This is a genomic window from Pseudomonas sp. Gutcm_11s (assembly GCF_028649395.1).
GTDB lineage: Bacteria > Pseudomonadota > Gammaproteobacteria > Pseudomonadales > Pseudomonadaceae > Aquipseudomonas.
On record NZ_JAQSUW010000017.1, the window covers coordinates 210,471 to 228,576 of the forward strand.

The 18,106-nt window shown below is 67.5% G+C and carries 11 protein-coding genes; 7 read left to right on the forward strand and 4 right to left on the reverse strand.

Features of this window, described 5'->3' with window-relative positions:
- The first annotated feature begins 107 nt into the window (after positions 1-107).
- The 3 genes from recC to recD are packed head-to-tail and all read left to right on the forward strand — an operon-like array spanning position 108 to position 8,769.
- Positions 108-3,371, forward strand: coding sequence for an exodeoxyribonuclease V subunit gamma (gene recC, locus PTT45_RS19490; RefSeq protein ID WP_273815587.1), 3,264 nt, complete (start codon positions 108-110; stop codon positions 3,369-3,371).
- Positions 3,368-6,928, forward strand: coding sequence for an exodeoxyribonuclease V subunit beta (gene recB, locus PTT45_RS19495; protein ID WP_273815588.1), 3,561 nt, complete (start codon positions 3,368-3,370; stop codon positions 6,926-6,928). The genes recC and recB overlap by 4 nt, the downstream gene beginning before the upstream one ends.
- Positions 6,925-8,769 carry an exodeoxyribonuclease V subunit alpha gene (recD, locus tag PTT45_RS19500; RefSeq protein ID WP_273815589.1) on the forward strand — a complete coding sequence of 615 codons (1,845 nt, stop codon included), beginning with the start codon at positions 6,925-6,927 and terminating at the stop codon, positions 8,767-8,769. The genes recB and recD overlap by 4 nt, the downstream gene beginning before the upstream one ends.
- A 55-nt stretch (positions 8,770-8,824) precedes the next feature.
- Here the strand turns inward: recD and PTT45_RS19505 are convergent, their stop codons facing one another.
- Together PTT45_RS19505 and PTT45_RS19510 are read right to left on the reverse strand one after the other, a co-directional pair.
- Entirely contained in the window at positions 8,825-9,586 is a 762-nt protein-coding gene (locus PTT45_RS19505) for a TerC family protein (protein WP_273815590.1), read from the reverse strand.
- 91 nt (positions 9,587-9,677) lie between these two features.
- Entirely contained in the window at positions 9,678-10,982 is a 1,305-nt protein-coding gene (locus PTT45_RS19510) for a CitMHS family transporter (RefSeq protein ID WP_273815591.1), read from the reverse strand.
- 265 nt (positions 10,983-11,247) lie between these two features.
- On the opposite strand from PTT45_RS19510, the gene PTT45_RS19515 reads away from it, so the two are divergent.
- Positions 11,248-11,649, forward strand: coding sequence for a GFA family protein (locus PTT45_RS19515; RefSeq protein WP_273815592.1), 402 nt, complete (start codon positions 11,248-11,250; stop codon positions 11,647-11,649).
- 8 nt (positions 11,650-11,657) lie between these two features.
- On the opposite strand, the gene PTT45_RS19520 is transcribed toward PTT45_RS19515, so the two are convergent.
- Both PTT45_RS19520 and PTT45_RS19525 read right to left on the reverse strand, forming a co-directional pair.
- The gene (locus PTT45_RS19520) at positions 11,658-13,616 is read right to left on the reverse strand and encodes a DUF7844 domain-containing protein (RefSeq protein ID WP_273816040.1); all 1,959 of its coding nucleotides are present in this window, start codon (positions 13,614-13,616) and stop codon (positions 11,658-11,660) included.
- Positions 13,616-13,936, reverse strand: a complete 321-nt coding sequence (locus tag PTT45_RS19525) for a DUF2388 domain-containing protein (RefSeq protein WP_273815593.1) — start codon at positions 13,934-13,936, stop codon at positions 13,616-13,618. The genes PTT45_RS19520 and PTT45_RS19525 overlap by 1 nt, the downstream gene beginning before the upstream one ends.
- A 400-nt stretch (positions 13,937-14,336) precedes the next feature.
- On the opposite strand from PTT45_RS19525, the gene PTT45_RS19530 reads away from it, so the two are divergent.
- Genes PTT45_RS19530 through PTT45_RS19540 form a run of 3 tightly spaced genes read left to right on the forward strand, consistent with a single transcriptional unit; the run spans position 14,337 to position 18,099 of the window.
- Positions 14,337-15,746 carry a glycosyltransferase gene (locus PTT45_RS19530; RefSeq protein ID WP_273815594.1) on the forward strand — a complete coding sequence of 470 codons (1,410 nt, stop codon included), beginning with the start codon at positions 14,337-14,339 and terminating at the stop codon, positions 15,744-15,746.
- Positions 15,743-17,236, forward strand: coding sequence for a glycosyltransferase (locus PTT45_RS19535; RefSeq protein ID WP_273815595.1), 1,494 nt, complete (start codon positions 15,743-15,745; stop codon positions 17,234-17,236). The genes PTT45_RS19530 and PTT45_RS19535 overlap by 4 nt, the downstream gene beginning before the upstream one ends.
- A complete protein-coding gene (locus PTT45_RS19540) occupies positions 17,230-18,099 on the forward strand; it encodes a class I SAM-dependent methyltransferase (protein ID WP_273815596.1) in 870 nt (289 codons plus the stop codon). Before PTT45_RS19535 ends, PTT45_RS19540 begins: the two co-directional genes overlap by 7 nt.
- The last annotated feature ends 7 nt before the right edge of the window (positions 18,100-18,106 follow it).

Sequence of the window (18,106 nt, forward strand, 5' to 3'; positions counted from 1 at the left end):
GCGCTCCTTGCGTCGTTGTTATGTTGGCGCTGGCACGGTAGCAAAAAAGCCGCATCTCCAGTGCTTCTTGTTAACCTTGCCGGCAGTCCATTCGCCGACACTCTTCGATGCTCAGCCTGTACCACGCCCCCGACCTGGAAACCCTCGGCCTGCTGGCCTGCAAGCTGCTCGCCCAGCCGCAGGCGGACGTGCTGGCGCCCGCGCGGGTGGTGGTGCCGAGCCAGGGCATCGGTCGTTGGCTGACGCTGCAGCTGGCGCGCGAGCAGGGCATCGCCATGCACCTCGATGTGCAGCTGCCGTCCAGCTTCGTCTGGGGCCTGGCGCGCCAGGTGCTCGGCGCCCTGCCCGAGCAGTCGGCATTCAACCCGCAGGCGATGACCTGGCGCCTTTACGACTGGTTGTGCGAGCCGGCCAACCTGGCGCGTGCCGAGCGCCTGGAGCGCTACCTGGCAGACGGCGACGAGCGTCGCCGTCTGGCCCTGGCGGCGAAGATTGCCGACGTGTTCGACCAGTACCTGCTCTATCGCGATGACTGGCTGGCTGCCTGGGAACGTGGCGAGCTGTGCGGGCTGGGCGCCGACGAAGCCTGGCAGGCGCTGCTCTGGGCTGAACTGACCAAGGACGGCCACCCGCACCGCGCGCGCCTGCTCGGCGAGCTGCTGGCGCGGCTGCATTCCAATCAGCCCATCGCCGAGATGCCCGAACGCCTGCTGGTGTTCGGCATCAGCTCGCTGCCGCCGCATCACCTGCGCGTGCTGGAAGGGCTGGCGCGGCACACCGACGTCATCGTCTTCGCCCTCAACCCTTGCCGCGAGGCTTGGGGCGAGATCCGAGACGTACGCGAGCTGGCGCAGCAGCCGGAATCCAGCCCCGAGGACTGGTACCTCGACGTCGGCCATCCGCTGCTGGCCAGCCTGGGCAAGCAGGGCCGCGACTTCTTCGATAGCCTGCTCGGGCAGATCGCCGAGGAAAACGGCATCTACCCGCAGGACGCCGAGCTGGCCGACGACAGCCTGCTGCATGCCCTGCAGCAGGACATCCTGCGCCTGCGCACCCGTACCGCAGATGAGCGCCTGGCGCTGCGCGTGGACGACCGCTCGCTGGAGCTGCATATCGCCCACTCGCCGCTGCGCGAGGTGGAAATCCTGCATGACCAGCTGCTCGCCCGCTTTGCCGCAGAGCCCCACCTGAGCCCGGACCAGGTGGTGGTGCTGACCCCGGATATCGAACGCTACGCGCCCTACATCGAGGCGGTCTTCGCCCGCCGCGAGGGCGCGCCGTACGTGCCCTACAGCCTGGCCGACCGCAGCCTGCGCGCCGAGACGCCGCTGATCGAGGCCTTTCTCGGTCTGCTCAGCCTGCCGGAGAGCCGCTTCGCCGCCGAAGAGATCCTCGCCTGGCTGGAACAGCCGGCCATCGCCCGCCGCGCCGGCATCGAGGCCGAAGACCTGCCGCTGCTGCGCGACTGGCTGCGCCAAGCCGGCGTGCGCTGGGGTCGCGACGCCGGCCACCGTGGCGCCCTCGATTTGCCCGCCGATGACGCCTTCACCTGGCGCCAGGGCCTGGACCGCCTGCTGCTCGGCTTCGCCGCGCCGCCGCAACTGGCCGCCGATGGCGTGCCGCTGCTCGGCGACAGCTTGCCACTGGACGCCCTAGAAGGCGCCCGCGCCCAGCTGCTCGGGCGCCTGTGCGCCTTCGTCGAACAGCTCGCCGGCCTGGCCGAGCGTCTGCAGCGTGACCGCCCGCTGGCCGACTGGGCGCTGGACCTGCAGGGCCTGATCGACGCGCTGTTCGACGAGCGTGAGTCCGGCGACACCTTGTTGCTGCTCAGTCAGGCCTGCGCGGCGCTGGCGCGCCAGGCGGAGGATTCCGCCATCGCCCGCCCGGTCGAACTGGCCCTGGTGCGCCAGCAGCTCGGCGCGGCGCTGGAGAGCGGCAGCGGCGCCTCGGGCTTCCTCACCGGTGCGGTGACCTTCTGCACCATGGTGCCGATGCGTAGCCTGCCGTTCCGCCTGGTCTGCCTGCTCGGCCTGGACGACGGCGCCCTGCCCCGGCGCACGCCGGCCGCCGGCTTCGACCTGATCGCCAAGCGGCCACGCCGTGGCGACCGCGCGCGGCGTCTGGACGACCGCTACCTGTTCCTCGAAACCCTGCTCAGCGCCCGTGACGGCCTGTATCTGAGCTATGTCGGCCGCGACCCGCGCGACAACGCCGAGCTGCCGCCCTCGGTGCTGGTCAGCGAGCTGCTGGAGGCGGTGGACATGACCGCCATGGCCGCCAGCGGCCAGGCCTCGGCGCAGGTCACCATCGAGCATCCGCTGCAGCCCTTCTCCCCCGGCAACTTCGAGCAGGCCGGTGCGCGGCGTGGTTTTGCCGGTGCCTGGTTCCGCGCCGCCCAGCGCCTGGCCGAGGCGCCGGCGGCCAACCCGCCGCCCTTCATCCAGCGCCTGCCGGAGCCGAATGCCGATTGGTTGGTAATTGAGCCCAGTCAGTTGCTCTACTGCTTCAAACACCCGGCGCGCTTCCTGCTGGAGCAGCGCCTGGGCCTGCGCCTGGCCGATGCCGACGAGGCGATTGCCGCCGACGAACCCTTCGCCCTCGAAGGCCCGGCGCGGCGCGGCCTGCGCCAGCTGGCCCTGCAGGCGGTGGAGCGTGGCTGGTCCGAGGAGCAGGAGCGGCGCATTGCCCGCGCCGCCGGTTGGCTGCCGCCCGGCGAGCTGGGCCATGCCCTGTGGGGCAAGCAGCGCGGCCCGGTGCGCGCCTTCGCCCCGCGCCTGTTCGAGGCCCGCCCCGAGGAGGCTCCCGAGCCGCTGCTGGTGGATATCCAGCTGGCCGGCGTGCGCGTGCATGGCTGGCTCGATGGCGTCACCTCCAGCGGCCTGTTCGACTGGCGCCTGGCCGCCCCCGGCGCCTGGGACCTGCCTGGCTTCTGGCTGCGCCACCTGCTGCTGAACATCGCCGCGACATCGGCCATCGCCCGCGACAGCCTGCTGGTGTCGCCGGCCGGCGACTGGCAGCTGGGCCCGCTGAGCGACGCCCGCGTGCTGCTCGAACCCTGGCTGGCCGCCTACCGCGAGGCGCTGTGCGAGCCGCTGCCGCTGCTCACCCGCAGCAGCTACGAGTTCGCCAAGGCGCTGGTCACGCCCAGCGCCAAGAGCCGCAAGGAGCCCATCGACGCCGCGCGCGACAAGGCCGAGGCGGCGTGGCTCGGCGCCGAATTCAGCCCGCTTCCGGGTGAGGTCGAAGACCCCTGGTACGCCCTCGCCTTCCGTCAGCGCGAGCCGCTCGACGCACGCTTCGAGGCCCTGGCCGAACAACTGCTCGGTCCGGCACTCAAGGCGCTGGCCAGTGCCGAGGAGGATGCCGAATGAGTGGCCTGAACCTGCACGACTCGCCCTTCGCCGGCCGCTCGCTGATCGAGGCCAGCGCCGGCACCGGCAAGACCTGGACCCTGACCGCGCTGTACGCCCGCCTGCTGCTGGAGCAGCAGCTGAGCGTCGGGCAGATCCTGGTGGTGACCTACACCACCGCGGCCACCGCCGAGCTGCGCGAGCGCATCCGCGCGCGCCTGGCCGAACTGCTGGCGCTGTATGAGGGCGGCGAGAGTAGCGATGACTTCCTCGTCGAGCTGCACCGCCGTCATCCCGGCGAGGCGGCGCGCCGCCGTCTGTTGCTGGCCGTGCATGGCTTCGACGAGGCGGCGATCTTCACCATCCACGGATTCTGCCAGCGCGCCCTGCAGGACTCGGCCTTCGAGGCCGGCGGCGATTTCGACGCCGAGCTGACCCAGGACGACCGCGAGGTGCTCGATGGCCTGCTCGGCGACGCCTGGCGCCACGTACTGGCCGAGGCCGACCCGGCCTGGGCGCGTTTCCTGGCCAAGCAGAAGATCGCCAAGAAGGCGATCACCCCGGTGACCCTGCGCCAGGCGCTGCGCAGCCACTTGGGCAAGCCCTACCTGCGCGTCGAGCCGCGCGAGAGCGTCGGTGAGGCCGAGCTGAATGCCGCCAACACCGCCTGGCAACGTGCCGCCGAGCTGTGGCGCGGCGCGGGCTATAACTGGGTCGAAGTGCTGCGTGAGCACGGCGGCCTCAGCCAGAGCACGCACAAGGTGGCCAAGCTGCCGCTGTGGTCGGCCGAGCTGGATGCCTACTTCGCCGACCCGGCGGCGCTGTTCGAGGCGCCGGATGGCCTGGCCAAGCTGGGCGCGGCGGCCCTGCTCAAGGCCACCAAGAAGGGCTTCGACGCCCCGCAAAGCGCGCTGGCCGAGGCTCTCGATCAGCTCGGCGAGAGCCTGCAGGCGGCAGAGCCGGCGGGCCGGCAGAAGCTGATCGCCCTGCAGGTCGAGCTGCTCGACCGCCTCAACGTCGAGCTGCCCAAGCGCAAGGCGGCGCAGCGCCTGCTGGCCTTCGACGACCTGCTCAACCGCCTCGACGAGGCGTTGCGCGGCCCGGCCGGAGAGGACCTGGCCACGCGCCTGCGCGAGCAGTATCCACTGGCGCTGATCGACGAGTTCCAGGACACCGACCCGATCCAGTACGCGATCTTCGACCGCATCTACCGGGACGCCGGCGACCTGTGTTTTGTCGGCGACCCCAAGCAGGCCATCTATGCGTTCCGTGGTGCCGACCTGGCCACCTACCTGCAGGCGCGCGATGCCGCCGAGCGACAGTACGACCTGCCCTTCAACTACCGCTCCACTCCCGAGCTGATCGCCGCGCTGAACCGGCTGTTCGACCGCCCGCAGCCCTTTGCCGAAGACGGCCTGGTCTATCCGCCGGTCAGCGCCGGCAAGAAGTCGCGGGCGACGCTGGTGCTGCCCGAGCAGGATGGCGGCGCGCCGCTGGGCCTTGTCTGGCTTGGCGACGAGGGTCTGAACAAGGCGCGCGCCGGCGAGTTGGCGGCGCTGGACAGCGCCCGGCGGATCGCCGCCCTGCTCGCCGCGAGCGCTCAGGGAAAGGCCTATTTCGAAGAAGATGGCCGCATAAAGCCGCTCAAAGGCGGCGACATCGCCGTGCTGGTCAGCAACCACCGCGAGGCCGCCAGCGTCGCCACCGAGCTGGCCGCGCGCGGCGTGCCCAGCGTGCGCCGCGGCCGCGACAGCGTCTGGCACAGCGAGGAGGCTGGCGAGCTGGCGGCGGTGCTGGCCGCCTACGCCGAGCCGGGCCGCGAGGGCGTGCTGCGCTACGCCCTGGCCACCCGCCTGCTTGGCCGCGATGCTGCGCAGATCGCCCGCTGCCAGGATGACGAACGCGCCTGGGACGCCGAGCGCGCTGCCGCCGAGCAGTACCACCAGCTGTGGCAGCAGCAGGGCTTTATGCGTGTCTTTAGAGCGTGGTTGGACCAGGAACGGGTGGCCGAGCGCCTGCTCGCCGGCCTCGACGGCGAACGGCGGCTGACCAACCTGCTGCACCTGGGCGAGCTGCTGCAGGCCGAGAGCCTGCAGCGCCCCGGTCTTGAACCCCTGCTGGCCTGGTTCCAGGCCCAGCGCGGCAGCGAAGGTGCCGGCGAGGACGCGCTGCTGCGCCTGGAAAGCGATGCCGAGCGCGTGCAGATCGTCACCATCCACACCTCCAAGGGCCTGGAATACCCGCTGGTGTTCTGTCCCTTCCTGTGGGACGGCCGCCTGCTCGGCCAGCACACCGACACGGCGCGCTGCCATGACGAACACGGCCAGCCGCTGCTCGACCTGGGCAGCGCGCGCCTGGAAGAGCGCCTGCAGGCGGCGCGGCGCGAGAGCTTCGCCGAGAAGCTGCGCCTGACCTATGTGGCCCTGACCCGGGCCCGCGACCGCCTGTGGCTGCACTGGGGGCCGGTCGCCCTGCCCAAGGCCAAGAAGGACGGCTCGCTGCCCGACGAGGGTCTGCACAGCAGCGCCCTCGCCTGGCTGCTGCATGGCCGCGAGCTGCCTGGCGCCGATGCCCTGGCCGAAATGGCCGGCTACCTGGCCGGGCGCGAAGGCCTGGTGCTGGCCGCCGAGCTGGATCGCCTGGCCGACGGCAGTGCAGGGTTGATCGCCCGCCTGGCCCCGCTCGACGACGAAGCCAGGGCCGCTGGCGAGCGCCGCGCCGAGCCGCCGCAGTTACTGCAACCCTTCGCCCGCAGCCTGCACAGCGCCTGGCGTATCGGCAGCTTCTCCGGTCTCTCCGCCGGCATGCACATGGAGGCGCCAGACCGCGATGCCCTGGCCCTGGTCGACGCTAGCGAGCCGGGTACCGGCTTCTTCGCCTTCCCCCGTGGCGCCCGTGCCGGTACCTGCCTGCACGCCATCCTCGAGGACTGGATGCGCGCCAAGGGCAGCCTGGAACAGCTGGTGCCGGCCGCGCTGCAGGCCCACGGCATCGACGCCGAGCTGTGGGGCGCGATCGCCACCAGCCAGCTGCAGGCGGTGCTGGATACCGACCTGGACGGCCACGGCCTGTGCCTGTCGGCCCTGCAGCCGAACCGCCGCCTGCCGGAGCTGGGCTTCACCTTCCCGGTCGAGCGCCTCGACGTCGAGCGCCTGCGCGAGCTGCTGGCCGATCCGGCGCATGGGTTGCCGCCGGCCATGCGCCAGGCCGCCGAGCGCCTGCAGTTCGACGAGCTCAAGGGCTTCCTCAAGGGCTTTATCGACCTGACCTTCGAGCATGCCGGGCGCTGGTACATCCTCGACTACAAGTCCAACTGGCTCGGCCCGACGGCCGCGCACTACGGTGCCGAGCGCCTGGAACAGGCCATCGCCGGCGAGCACTACCACCTGCAATACCTGATCTACCTGGTGGCGCTGCGGCGTTTCCTGCGCACGCGCCTGGCCGGCTTCAGCGACGAGCAACTGGGCGGCGCCTGGTACCTGTTCCTGCGTGGCATGCCGCAGGCCGGGGTGTACTTCGCCCGGCCGAGCGATGCCCTGCTGGATGCGCTCGACGCGCTGTTCGGAGGTGCGGCATGACCCTGCAGGAACTGCCCCTAGGCCCGCTGGAGCGCGCCCTGCTGGCCAGCCTGCGGCGCCTGGAGCCGAAGGCGGATGACGCCGTGCTGGCCAGCGCCGCCCTGTGCAGCGAGGCCCTGGCGGCGGGCGATGTATGCCTGCCGCTGGCGCGGGTGGCGGGCCGTCGGCCCTGGGCGGAGTTCGACTTCGCCCTGCCGGCGTTGCTTGAGTTGCGGGCCCTGCTGGAGTCTTCCGCGCTGGTCGGCAAGCCCGGTGCCTTCGCCCCGCTGATCCTGGATGGCGAGCGCCTGTACCTGGCGCGCTACCAGGCTTACGAGCAGCATCTGGCCGAGCGCCTGCTGGCCATGTCCGCCGAGCGCCCCGCCGTGGACGAGAGCGGCCTGAGCGACAGCCTCACGCGCCTGTTCGCCTTCAACCAGCAGCAACCGGACTGGCAGCGCCTGGCCGCTGCCCAGGCAGTGCGTCGTCGGCTGGCGGTGATCTCCGGCGGCCCCGGCACCGGCAAGACCACTACCGTGGTGCGCCTGCTGGCGGCGCTGCTGGAGCAACCCGGCGGCGACAGGTTGGCCATCGGCCTGGCCGCGCCGACCGGCAAGGCCGCGGCGCGCATGGCCGAGGCGATTCGCAATGCCAAGGCCGAGCTGCCGCTGGCGGACGAGCTCAAGGCCCTGCTGCCGGACGAGGCGCGTACCCTGCACCGCCTGCTCGGTAGCCGTGGCGATAGCCCGGCCGTACGTCACGACGCGGCGCGGCCGCTGGCGCTGGACGTGCTGGTGGTGGACGAGGCGTCGATGGTTGATCTGGCGCTGATGGCCAAGCTGGCTGCCGCCCTGCCACCGCAGGCGCGCCTTATCCTGCTCGGCGACAAGGACCAGCTGGCGGCAGTGGAGGCCGGCGCGGTATTCGCCGAGCTGTGCGAAGGCCGTGGCTTCGACGCGGCGGCTGCCGCCGAGCTGCAACGCATCACCGGCCAGAGCGTGCCGGTCGAGGCACCACGCTCGGCGCTGGGCGATGCCGTCGTGCTGCTCACCCACAGCCACCGCTTCGCCGGCGACAGTGGCATCGGCGAGCTGGCGCGACGAATCAATGGTGGCGATGCCGCCGGTACCCTCAACCTGCTACGCGAGGGCCGTGCCGACCTGGCCTGGCAAGCCGGACCGAGTCAGGCGTCGTTGCTGGATCGCCTGGAGCAGGGTTATCGCCCCTATCTGCAGGCAGCGCGTACCGGCGAGCCGGCGGCGGCCTTCACCGCCTTCAACGCCTTCCGCGCGCTGACCGCCCAGCGCGAAGGCCCCTGGGGCGTCAGTGGCCTCAACGAGGCATTGGAGGCGCGCATCAAGCGCCGCTACTCGCTGGCCGAGCGCGAGCGCTGGTATCCCGGCCGCGCGGTGATGGTGCGGCAGAACGACTATGCGCTGGGGCTGTTCAACGGCGATATCGGCATTTGCCTCGCCTCGGAACACGGCCTGCGGGTGTTCTTCGAGGGCGAGGGTTCGGGCGCCGACAGCTTCCGCGCCTTCGCTCCGGCACGCCTGCCCAGCCACGACAGTGCCTTCGCCATGACCGTACACAAGAGCCAGGGCTCGGAGTTCGCCGAGGTCCTGCTGGCCCTGCCGGAAAGCCCCAGCCCACTACTGACCCGCGCGCTGTTCTACACCGGCATCACCCGCGCCAAACAGAAAGTGGAAATCTGGGGCCTGCCGGCACGCCTGAGCGAGGCGGTGAATACAAAAGCCGAGCGCGCGGCGGGATTGGCGCAGCGGTTGGGGGTTACCCCAGCCGAGCCGCCAGCGATCACGCCGCCGATCAAGACGCCTGCGGGCCAGCTCGATCTGTTCTGAGCGGCAATAAAAAACGGGGCCATTCGGCCCCGTTTTTCTGTTCACGCGTTGCGGCTTACTCGCCCGGAATGTCCTTGCGCAGTTTCACCGGGTCTTCCTTGCGGCCCTTGAGGACGCGCATGCGGATGTTCAGTGCTTCCACGCCCAGCGAGAAGGCCATGGCGAAGTAGACGTAGCCCTTCGGCACGTGGACTTCGAAGGCTTCGGCGATCAGCACGGTACCGACCACGACCAGGAAGGCCAGGGCCAGCATCTTCAGCGACGGGTGCTTGTCGATGAAGTCGCTGATGGTGCCGGCGGCCAGCATCATTACCAGCACGGCGACGATGATCGCGGCGACCATGACCGGCACGTGGGAGACCATGCCGACGGCGGTGATCACCGAGTCCAGGCTGAACACGATGTCGATGATGGCGATCTGGATGATGGTGCCGATGAAGTTGCGCGCGGCGGTGTTGCCCGGCGTCTGCTCGGCTTCGTCTTCGCCTTCCAGGCTGTGGTACATCTCGGTGGTGCTCTTCCACAGCAGGAACAGGCCGCCGAAGAACAGGATCAGGTCACGCCCGGAGATGCCCTGGCCGAACAGCTCGAACAGGTCGTTGGTGAGCTGCATGATCCAGGTGATCGACAGCAGCAGGGCGATACGGGTGACCATCGCCAGCGCCAGGCCGAACAGCCGGGTGCGCGCCTGCATGTGCGGCGGCATGCGCCCGACGAGGATGGCGATCATGATGATGTTGTCGATGCCGAGGACGATTTCCAGGGCGGTCAACGTCAGGAAAGCAACCCAGATTTCCGGGTTGGTGAACCATTCCATTTAGGGATTCCTTTGTACTGGGTAGGCGAAGGCCACGCGGGGCGGCGCGATTCTAGCCGCCTTTGCGTGAAAATTCCGTCAAGCCGTGAGTTTAGCCGCCGAACAGCGGGAACACGCCGAGCAGCAGCGCCGCCAGCATGATGGCCAGGCAGATCAGCACCGCCCACTTGAGGGTGAAGCGCTGGTGGTCGCCGAACTCGATCTTGGCCAGGCCCACCAGCAGGTAGGTCGAGGGTACCAGCGGGCTGAGCAGGTGTACCGGCTGGCCGACGATCGAGGCGCGGGCCATTTCCACCGGGCTGATGCCGTAGTGGCCGGCGGCCTCGGCCAGCACCGGCAGCACGCCGTAGTAGAAGGCGTCGTTGGACATGAAAAAGGTGAAGGGCATGCTCACCAGGGCGGTGATCACCGCCAGGTACGGGCCCATTGCCTCGGGGATCACCGCCAGCAGGCTCTTCGACATGGCCTCGACCATGCCCGTGCCGGACAGGATGCCGGTGAAGATGCCGGCGGCGAAGATCAGCCCGACCACCGCCAGCACGTTGCCGGCATGGGCGGCGACGCGTTCCTTCTGCTGCTGCAGGCAGGGGTAGTTGATGATCATGGCGATGCTGAAGGCAATCATGAACAGCACCGGCAGAGGCAGCAGGCCGGCGATCAGGGTGGCCATCAGCGCGGCGGTCAGCGCGCCATTGATCCACAGCAGCTTGGGTCGGCGCGCCTCCGGGTACTGCGAGACGCTGATCTCGGCGTGGTTGTCCTGGTCGTCCGGCAGGTGCAGCACGCCGAGGCGGGCGCGCTCGCGCTTGCCGTAGATCCAGGCGACGCCGAACAGGGCGATGCAGCCGACGATCATGGCCGGGATCATCGGCACGAAGATGTCCGACGGGTCGACGTGCAGGGCGCTGGCGGCGCGGGCGGTGGGGCCGCCCCAGGGCGTCATGTTCATGATGCCGCCGGCGAGGATGATCAGCCCGGCCATGATCAGCGGGCTCATGCCCAGCCGGCTGTACAGCGGCAGCATGGCGGCGACGCAGATCATGTAGGTGGTGGCGCCGTCGCCGTCGAGGGAGACGATCAGGGCCAGCGCGGCGGTGCCCATCGACACCTTCAGCGGGTCGCCCTTGACCATGCGCAGGATGGCACGCACCGCCGGGTCGAACAGACCTGAATCGATCATCAGGGCGAAGTAGAGGATGGCGAACATCAGCATCACCCCGGTCGGGGCGAGTTTGCCGATGCCCTCGAGCATCATCGGGCCGATGCCGGCGGCGAAGCCACCGATCAGGGCGAAGGTGATGGGCACGATGATCAGGGCGATCAGGGCGGACAGGCGTTTGGTCATGATCAGGTACATGAAAGTCATGACCATGGCGAAGCCGAGGAAGGTCAGCATAAGGCTATCTCCGGACGGGCGTGCTGTTCCGCTCATTCACTTCGCGGGGCGAAGCAGGCGGTGGCGGAACATGGCTTGCGCCCATCTTGTTGTTGTCGAAACGCCGGTTCCGGGGCCGGCGGTCGTCGGATGCTAGGGGCTCAAGCTTTCAGCGGGCTTTCGATGGATGACCGTTCGTGCCGTGAGGAGGGGACGTCGGCGGCGGCATGGATGGGCAAATGTGCGGATCGCCGCTAGGGTGAAAACCAGCACCGAGGAGCCTGTCATGTCCGAAACCCATACCGGCGGCTGTCACTGCGGCCGCCTGCGCTATGCCTTCGAGGCGCCGCTGCGCGACATCGCCCACTGCCATTGCTCGATCTGCCGGCGCACCACGGGCGGCATCGTCACCACCTGGCTGACCCTGCCGATGAGCGGCTTCCGCTGGACCCACGGCAGCGCCGCTGCCTACGCCTCCTCGGCCAGTTGCACGCGCTACTTCTGCGCTCACTGCGGCTGCCATCTGACGCTGTTCACCAGCCACAGCCCGGACACCCTGGATATCACCGTGGCCAGCCTCGACCAGCCGGAGCTGGCGCCGGCTAACCGGCATATCTGGATCGGCAGCCGGTTGCCCTGGTTGCGGCTGGACCCGGGCCTGCCGGAGGAAGAGGAGGAGCGCCTGTAGCGGCGGCGTCAGGGCAGGATCAGGCCGCCGCTGGCCTTGTGCAGCTCGCGCAGGTGCTGGCCGAGCTGCTGCAGATTGGCCTCGCCGGCCTCGATCTCGGCCAGCAGCTCCGGCTCCAGCAGGCTTCGCACTTCCTTGTCGAGGTCGTCGCTGAGCTGGCGCAGACGGGTCTGCCGCTCGCTGCTGGCGGCTTCCAGCTGCTGCCATTCACCGGGTTGCGGCAGGCCGTAGCCAGCGTCCAGCAGCTCGGCCGGACGGCTGAGGAAGCCGCTGTTGTCGAGGATCTGCTGCAGCGTGGCGTCGGCCGCGTTGAAGCGGCTTTCCTTGGGGTTGTCGCGGGCATTCAGGTAGCGCTGCTTGAGCTGTTCCTGGGCCAGCAGCAGCTGGCGGCGGAGGGCGGCCTGCTCCAGTAGCAGCAGCGCGGCGCTGGCGCGCAGGTCGGCACGCGCGAACCAGCTGCGGCGCTGCTCGGCCGGCAGTGCCAGCCAGTCCTCGACGGCCGGCTGTGGGATGTCCAGGCGCGAGCGCAGGATCTCGAACATCGCCTGGTAGCGCTCGCGGAAGGAGTCGAAGCGATAGCCCAGGCGCAGGGCCTCACGCGGGTCGTCGAGCACGCTGCTGTCGGCCAGGCCGCGCCCTTCCAGAATCTCCAGTAGGCCGTTGGGCATGATGCTGTCGAGGTCCTGCAACTCGCGCCGGCCGGTGCCACCGCGCAGCAGCTTGAGGGTCTCGACGGCGCAGTTGTTGGAGAGGAACCAGTAGTCGCCGTCGTAGCTCCAGTGCTGCTCGGCGGAGCGCCGCACCAGGCGTTCGATTTCATCGCGCGACAAGCGCAGCGGTATCGAGGACAGGCTGCGCAGCTCGACCTTGGTGTACTCCTCGATGACCTGGGCCAGCGGCAGGATGAACAGGCGCGAGGGGTAGGCGCCGGTCAGTCCGTCCCAGCTGGACAGTTGCACGTCGCCGACGAAGGCGCGGTAGGACAGCACCAGATGCTGGTCCAGATCCAGGCGGCAGGCCGGCCCGCGCGGGCGGCCCGGTGCGCAGACCACCAGGCGCAGCATGCTGTGGCCCCAGCGGCTGGCCCATTGCTGGTTGGCTTCGGCCAGCAGGTAATCGACCTCGTAGACGCGCTCGGGATCGAGCTTGCCCAGCGGCTGACGGGCGAAGTCGCGGCCGGCATTCAGATAGGGATAGTCGCCAGGGCATGCCGCCTGTGCTGCCGGCTGCCAGGCGAAATGCTCGCGCAGGTAGCGCTGCAGGGTGGGGCGGCGACAGGCGTAGCTCGGGTCGAGGAGGAAGTATTCCATGTTCACCGCGAGAAACTCGCGCGGGTTGCTCAGCTCGTAGCTATCCGGCGAGCGGGCCACCTGGCCGTTGTCCGTCTCGCGGACACCGCGGCGGCCGACTTGCTGCTGCCAGCCGGCGAGGTCGAGTAGCTGCGGGTCGTCGCTGAGGGTGAAGCGCCGCGCATCCTGCCCGCGACATTCGGCGCGCTGGCCGACCAGGCCGCTGGCCTGCGAGTCCTGCCGGCAGCGGGCCAGCAGGCGGCGCTCGGCCTCCGGCCAGAGGCGGGCGCGGTCATAGAGATGGGTCAGCTCGTGCAACACGGTGGCCAGCAATTCGCGCCGCAGGCTGCCATGGGCGCGCCCGCTGGGCGCTTCGGCCTGCGCTGGGTCGAGCAGGCGCGGCAGCAGGCTGGCGTTCAGCGCGAGGGCGTCGAAGCGAGTGGTACGGCCATAGACGGCGGCGGGCAGGTCGGCGGACCAGCGCACCGTCACCCCGCGGTCCAGGCGCTGGACGAAGCTCGGCGGCAGGGCGGCGCTGGCTTCGTCGAGCAGCTCCTGGCTGGCCTGGCGTTCGGCGAGGGAGAGGTCCTCGGCGTCCAGACTCAGGCGCAGTCCGGCCTGGGCGCTGGTGCCGCTGAGCAGCAGAAGTGCCAGCAGCCAGCGCGCGGCGCGCGGGATCACAGGGCGAGAATGGCTTCGGCCAGTTGCTGGTCGGAGGCGCCGCGGGCTTCTGGTAGCTGCTCACGCAGGGTGGCGAATGCCGCTTCCAGGCGCGCGCCGCGGATATCGCCCTGGCTGGCGACGAAGCTGGCAGCATCGTCACGAGCGGCCAGCACGACCTTCATGTCACGAATCGAGGTAGTGGTATCCGACGTGAAGTCGAAACTACGGTCCAGGGCGCGGACGATGATGTTGCTGGTGGCCACCAGGGTTTGCGCCTGGGCGCCGGCGGCGAGGCATAGGGAGGTGGCAAGAAGGGCGGACAACAGGCGGCGCATGGCAGCGGCTCCAAACAGGCGAAACGGGTAGGGTTGGGTATTGGACGAAAATAGGCCCTGTCAGTTCAAGCTCACAGAGCCTGAGGCGGGAGGCTTGTCACGTGATCTCGATGATTGTGGCTGTAGGTCAGCTTCAGATTGCTGGCTGCCAGCTGCAATGTCGCGGCCAGATATGCCGCCGCTCGGTTATGAATGAAAGATGCGGAATGGAAGGTTACTGCGAGAAATAACGGGTGGTCATTGCAGGCAGCAATGGGGCTATGGTCGACATCTACGCCGAAACGGCCCTTATCATCCGAGACTGCTTGCTTTGGTCCGCATTTGCTGCTTGAGTGCGCGTTTATTTTTATAGGCGGTACCGCATCCAGATCAGTCGGGGTGTGGTGTGGGCTGATTCGACATGATCATTCTAGTTGGTTCAAAAATCGACCAATCCAGTATTCAGGCGGCCCTGGGCAAGCCGGAGTACAGCTACTTCTTTTTGCTGAAGGACTTTCTTCCCGCCCTCGAACGATTGGGGCAGGTGATAAGTGTCAAAAGCATCGAAGAGGTCAATACGTTCTACCGGCAATATCGAGAAGCCGGTGAGCAGGTCGTTTTTTTCAGTTTCACTCCACCTCATCAGACCCCATTGGATCTGGCCTGCCCGACCATCTGTGTATTTGCCTGGGAGTTCGATTCGCTGCCGAGTATCTCGGAAGAGGAAGCGGCCAGGGCGCAATCCGGTGACTGGCATGCCGACCCGAGTAACGACTGGAGCCGTGTTTTCTCGCGGCTGTCCGGTGTGATTCCGACCAGTCGAGAAGCGGCCGCACTGGTCGAGCGCAGCTGCCAGGGGCGCGTGCCGGTTGTGGCATTGCCGGCGCCGATCTGGTCGCGCTTCGCGAGCGTTTGTCCGGAGCAGGGATGGCCAGTTGAAAAAGGGACGAGAAGTTTCCGTTTCGCCGGACAGGTTATCGATAGCCGACAGCTGAGGCTGGACCCCAAGAGCGTCGCCCATCGTCCCTATTCCGAAGCCAAACGTATCAGCAAGGCTCTGCTGCAGGGTTGGTGGCATGAAGTGCGCCTGCCCATGGCACGCCCCGGCCTATCCCAGCCGGAAGCGCAAGCGCCGGAATTGCGCCCGGTCAGTGTCGATGGCGTCGTGTACACCAGCGTGCTCAATCCGGCGGACGGGAGGAAGAACTGGATAGATATGCTCAGTGCCTTCTGCTGGGCCTTCCGCGATCAGCCGGATGCCACGCTGATACTGAAGATGACCCACAGGGACATCGAGCTATATCGCGGCACTCTCTTGAACACTCTGGCGCGGTTGTCGCCATTCCGTTGTCGAGTCATCGCGCTTCACGGCTTTCTCGATGATGAGCAGTACCTGGAATTGATCAAGGCAACCACCTATTACGTGAATGCCTCCTCCGGCGAAGGGCTGTGTATCCCGCTGATGGAGTTCCTCAGTTGCGGAAGGCCGGCGCTGGCGCCAGCCCATACGGCGATGGCCGATTATCTGAATGAAGATTGCGCATTTCTCGTCGATTCCTGCCTCCAGCCAACCGACTGGCCGCACGACCCGACCGGCATACATCTGACGCACAGCCATCGCCTCAACTGGGAGTCGTTGATGCAGCTCTACCGGGACAGCTACGAAATCGCGGGCGATCAGGCGCGTTATTCGAGCATGTCCAGGCAAGCAAGCGCCCGTCTGTGCGACTTCAGCTCTCTGGAACGTGTGGTGGGCGAGTTGCAGGGCTTCCTGGCGAAGATGCTGTCGCAGTCGGCGCCAGCCTCGCAATGCGAGGAGCTGCCGCGATGAGGTTCCTGGTTTATTCCGAGGTCAATGCCGACACTATCGCCAGCAATCTGGGGCAGTCCGAGTACAGCTATTACTTCGTGCTCAAGGAGTTCCTTCCCGTCCTGCGCGGGCTGGGCGAAGTGCAGGTAGTGAAGGATCCGCTGCGCGAAGTCGATGCGCTTTATGCCCAGGCCCGTAAGGGCGGCGAGAAGTGCGTTTTCCTTTCTTTCACGCCGCCACACAAGACCCCGTTGGGTCTTCGCTGCCCCACCTGGCCGGTTCTGGCTTGGGAGTTCGACAGCATCCCCACCGAACATTGGTTCGGCGAGCGCCACCAGAATTGGCGCCATGCGCTGGCACGCTGCGGCCACGCGATCACCCACTCCGGAATGACCCTTGATCTCATCAGGCGAGAGATGGGGGCGGACTATCCAGTGGCGTCCATCCCCGCACCGGTCTGGGACAAGTACGCCGCGCTGCGCGAACGTCTTGCCGCACAGCCAAGTCCGCAAGCCGTGGAGCTGCATCTCAGCTCGGGCATACTGATCGACAGCCATGCTGCCGATTTCGCGGAGCAACTCCCCGATCGCGAGAAGGTGGTAGCCGCAGTCGCCGCGGCGCGCCAGCCTCGCGGCGCTGCCAGTCCTGCGGCGGCGCTGCCGCGTGAGCGCCAGCAGTCTCTGCTTCGCATCACTTATCGCTATGCCATGGAGTGGTACCGCCTGGTGGGTCGCGAGCTTCTCGCCGACTGGCACCTGTATGCCCGGCACAAGCTGTTCGGTCAGCCGCTGCCGCCGAAAGCCGAACCGATCAAGCCGCCAATGCCTGAGAGCTGGTTCCCCCGGGAGCCGCGGCTGGCTCTGTCCGGAGTGGTATTTACATCCCTGTTCAATCCTAGCGACGGCCGAAAGAACTGGGTGGACATGCTGACGGCATTCTGCACAGCCTTCCATGACTGTCCGGACGCTACCCTGGTGTTCAAGTTGGGCAACAACGATTGCCAGCCGGAAATCAACGACATGCTTATCTGCATGGCGCGGCTGCCCAGATTCGCCTGCCGGGTGGTGGTATTCAATGGCTTCCTCGAGGGTGCGGATTTCGAGAGGCTGATCGAGGCGACCCATTTCGTGGTCAATGCCTCCTACGGTGAAGGGCAATGCCTGCCGTTGATGGAGTTTCTCTCCTGCGGTCGGCCTGCGGTGGCTCCGCGCAATTCCGCCATGCTCGACTACATGGACACGGAAGTCGGCTTCGTGGTGGATGGCTGGCAGGAAGCCAGGGCCTGGCCCCAGGACCCGCGAGCCGCTTTCCGTACCTGTCAGCAACAGATCAATTGGGAGTCCTTGGTTCAGGCTTATAAGGACGCCTACCGTTGTGTTCGCGAGGAGCCTGCGCGTTATGCCGAGATGTCGCGCAATGCGGTTGAGCGGATGCGGGGGCACTGCTCCCGAGAGCAGGCAAGCCAGAGGCTGCGCGAGCTTATGCAGCTCGAGGAGCTGCCAACATGCTGAGCAAGTTGATGTTCTGGCGCCAGAAAGCACCGCAGCTCAATGTCGATGCATCAGACGTAGTCTCTGATGCAGATTACGTCGATCCCCGCGATTGCGGGCTGGTCGATCTTGTGCAAAGCGGATGGTTCCAGAACGAGAGCGGCGAGCTGTTTCAAGGCTTCCCGATCGGTGGCGATGATGTCGTGCTCGATGTCGGTTGTGGCGCGGGCTTTGCCACGATGTTTGCCGCCAGCAGGGGCGCGCATGTGATCTTCAGTGATGTGGTGGCGGAGAAGGTGGAGAACCTGCGCGAGCGCGTCGTTGCTACGCCTGCACGCACTGCGCAGGGGCTGGTTTCGGACTCCGATCCGCTGCCATTGGCAGATGCCACGGCCACGCGGGTAGCCGCATTGGAGATGCTTGAGCATGTGTCGGATCCGCAAAAGGTGATGAGGGAGCTGGTTCGTGTTGGAAAACCCGGCGCTCTGTATCTACTGGCGGTACCGGATGCGCGTAGCGAGCACATGCAGCAGGGGCTGGCCCCGCAGTCTTACTTCAGCGCGCCCAATCATATCCACGTGTTTTCCCGCGAGCAGTTCGCGCGACTGGTGGAGGATGCGGGGCTGATCATCGAGCATCGTGGAACCTATGGCTTCTTCTGGTCTATGTGGATGCTCATTTACTGGACCTGGGCGAAGTCGACGGGGCAGGATCTCGACTCGATTCCGCACGACGTGGTGCAGCCGCCATATCCGCAGATCGTCAATGATTGGGCGAAGCTCTGGCACGCCATCATCAAGATGCCCGCATCCGACTCCATGAAGAATGCGCTGGATGAGTTACTTCCCAAGAGTCAGGTGATAGTGGCGCGCAAGCCACTGTGAACCTGCA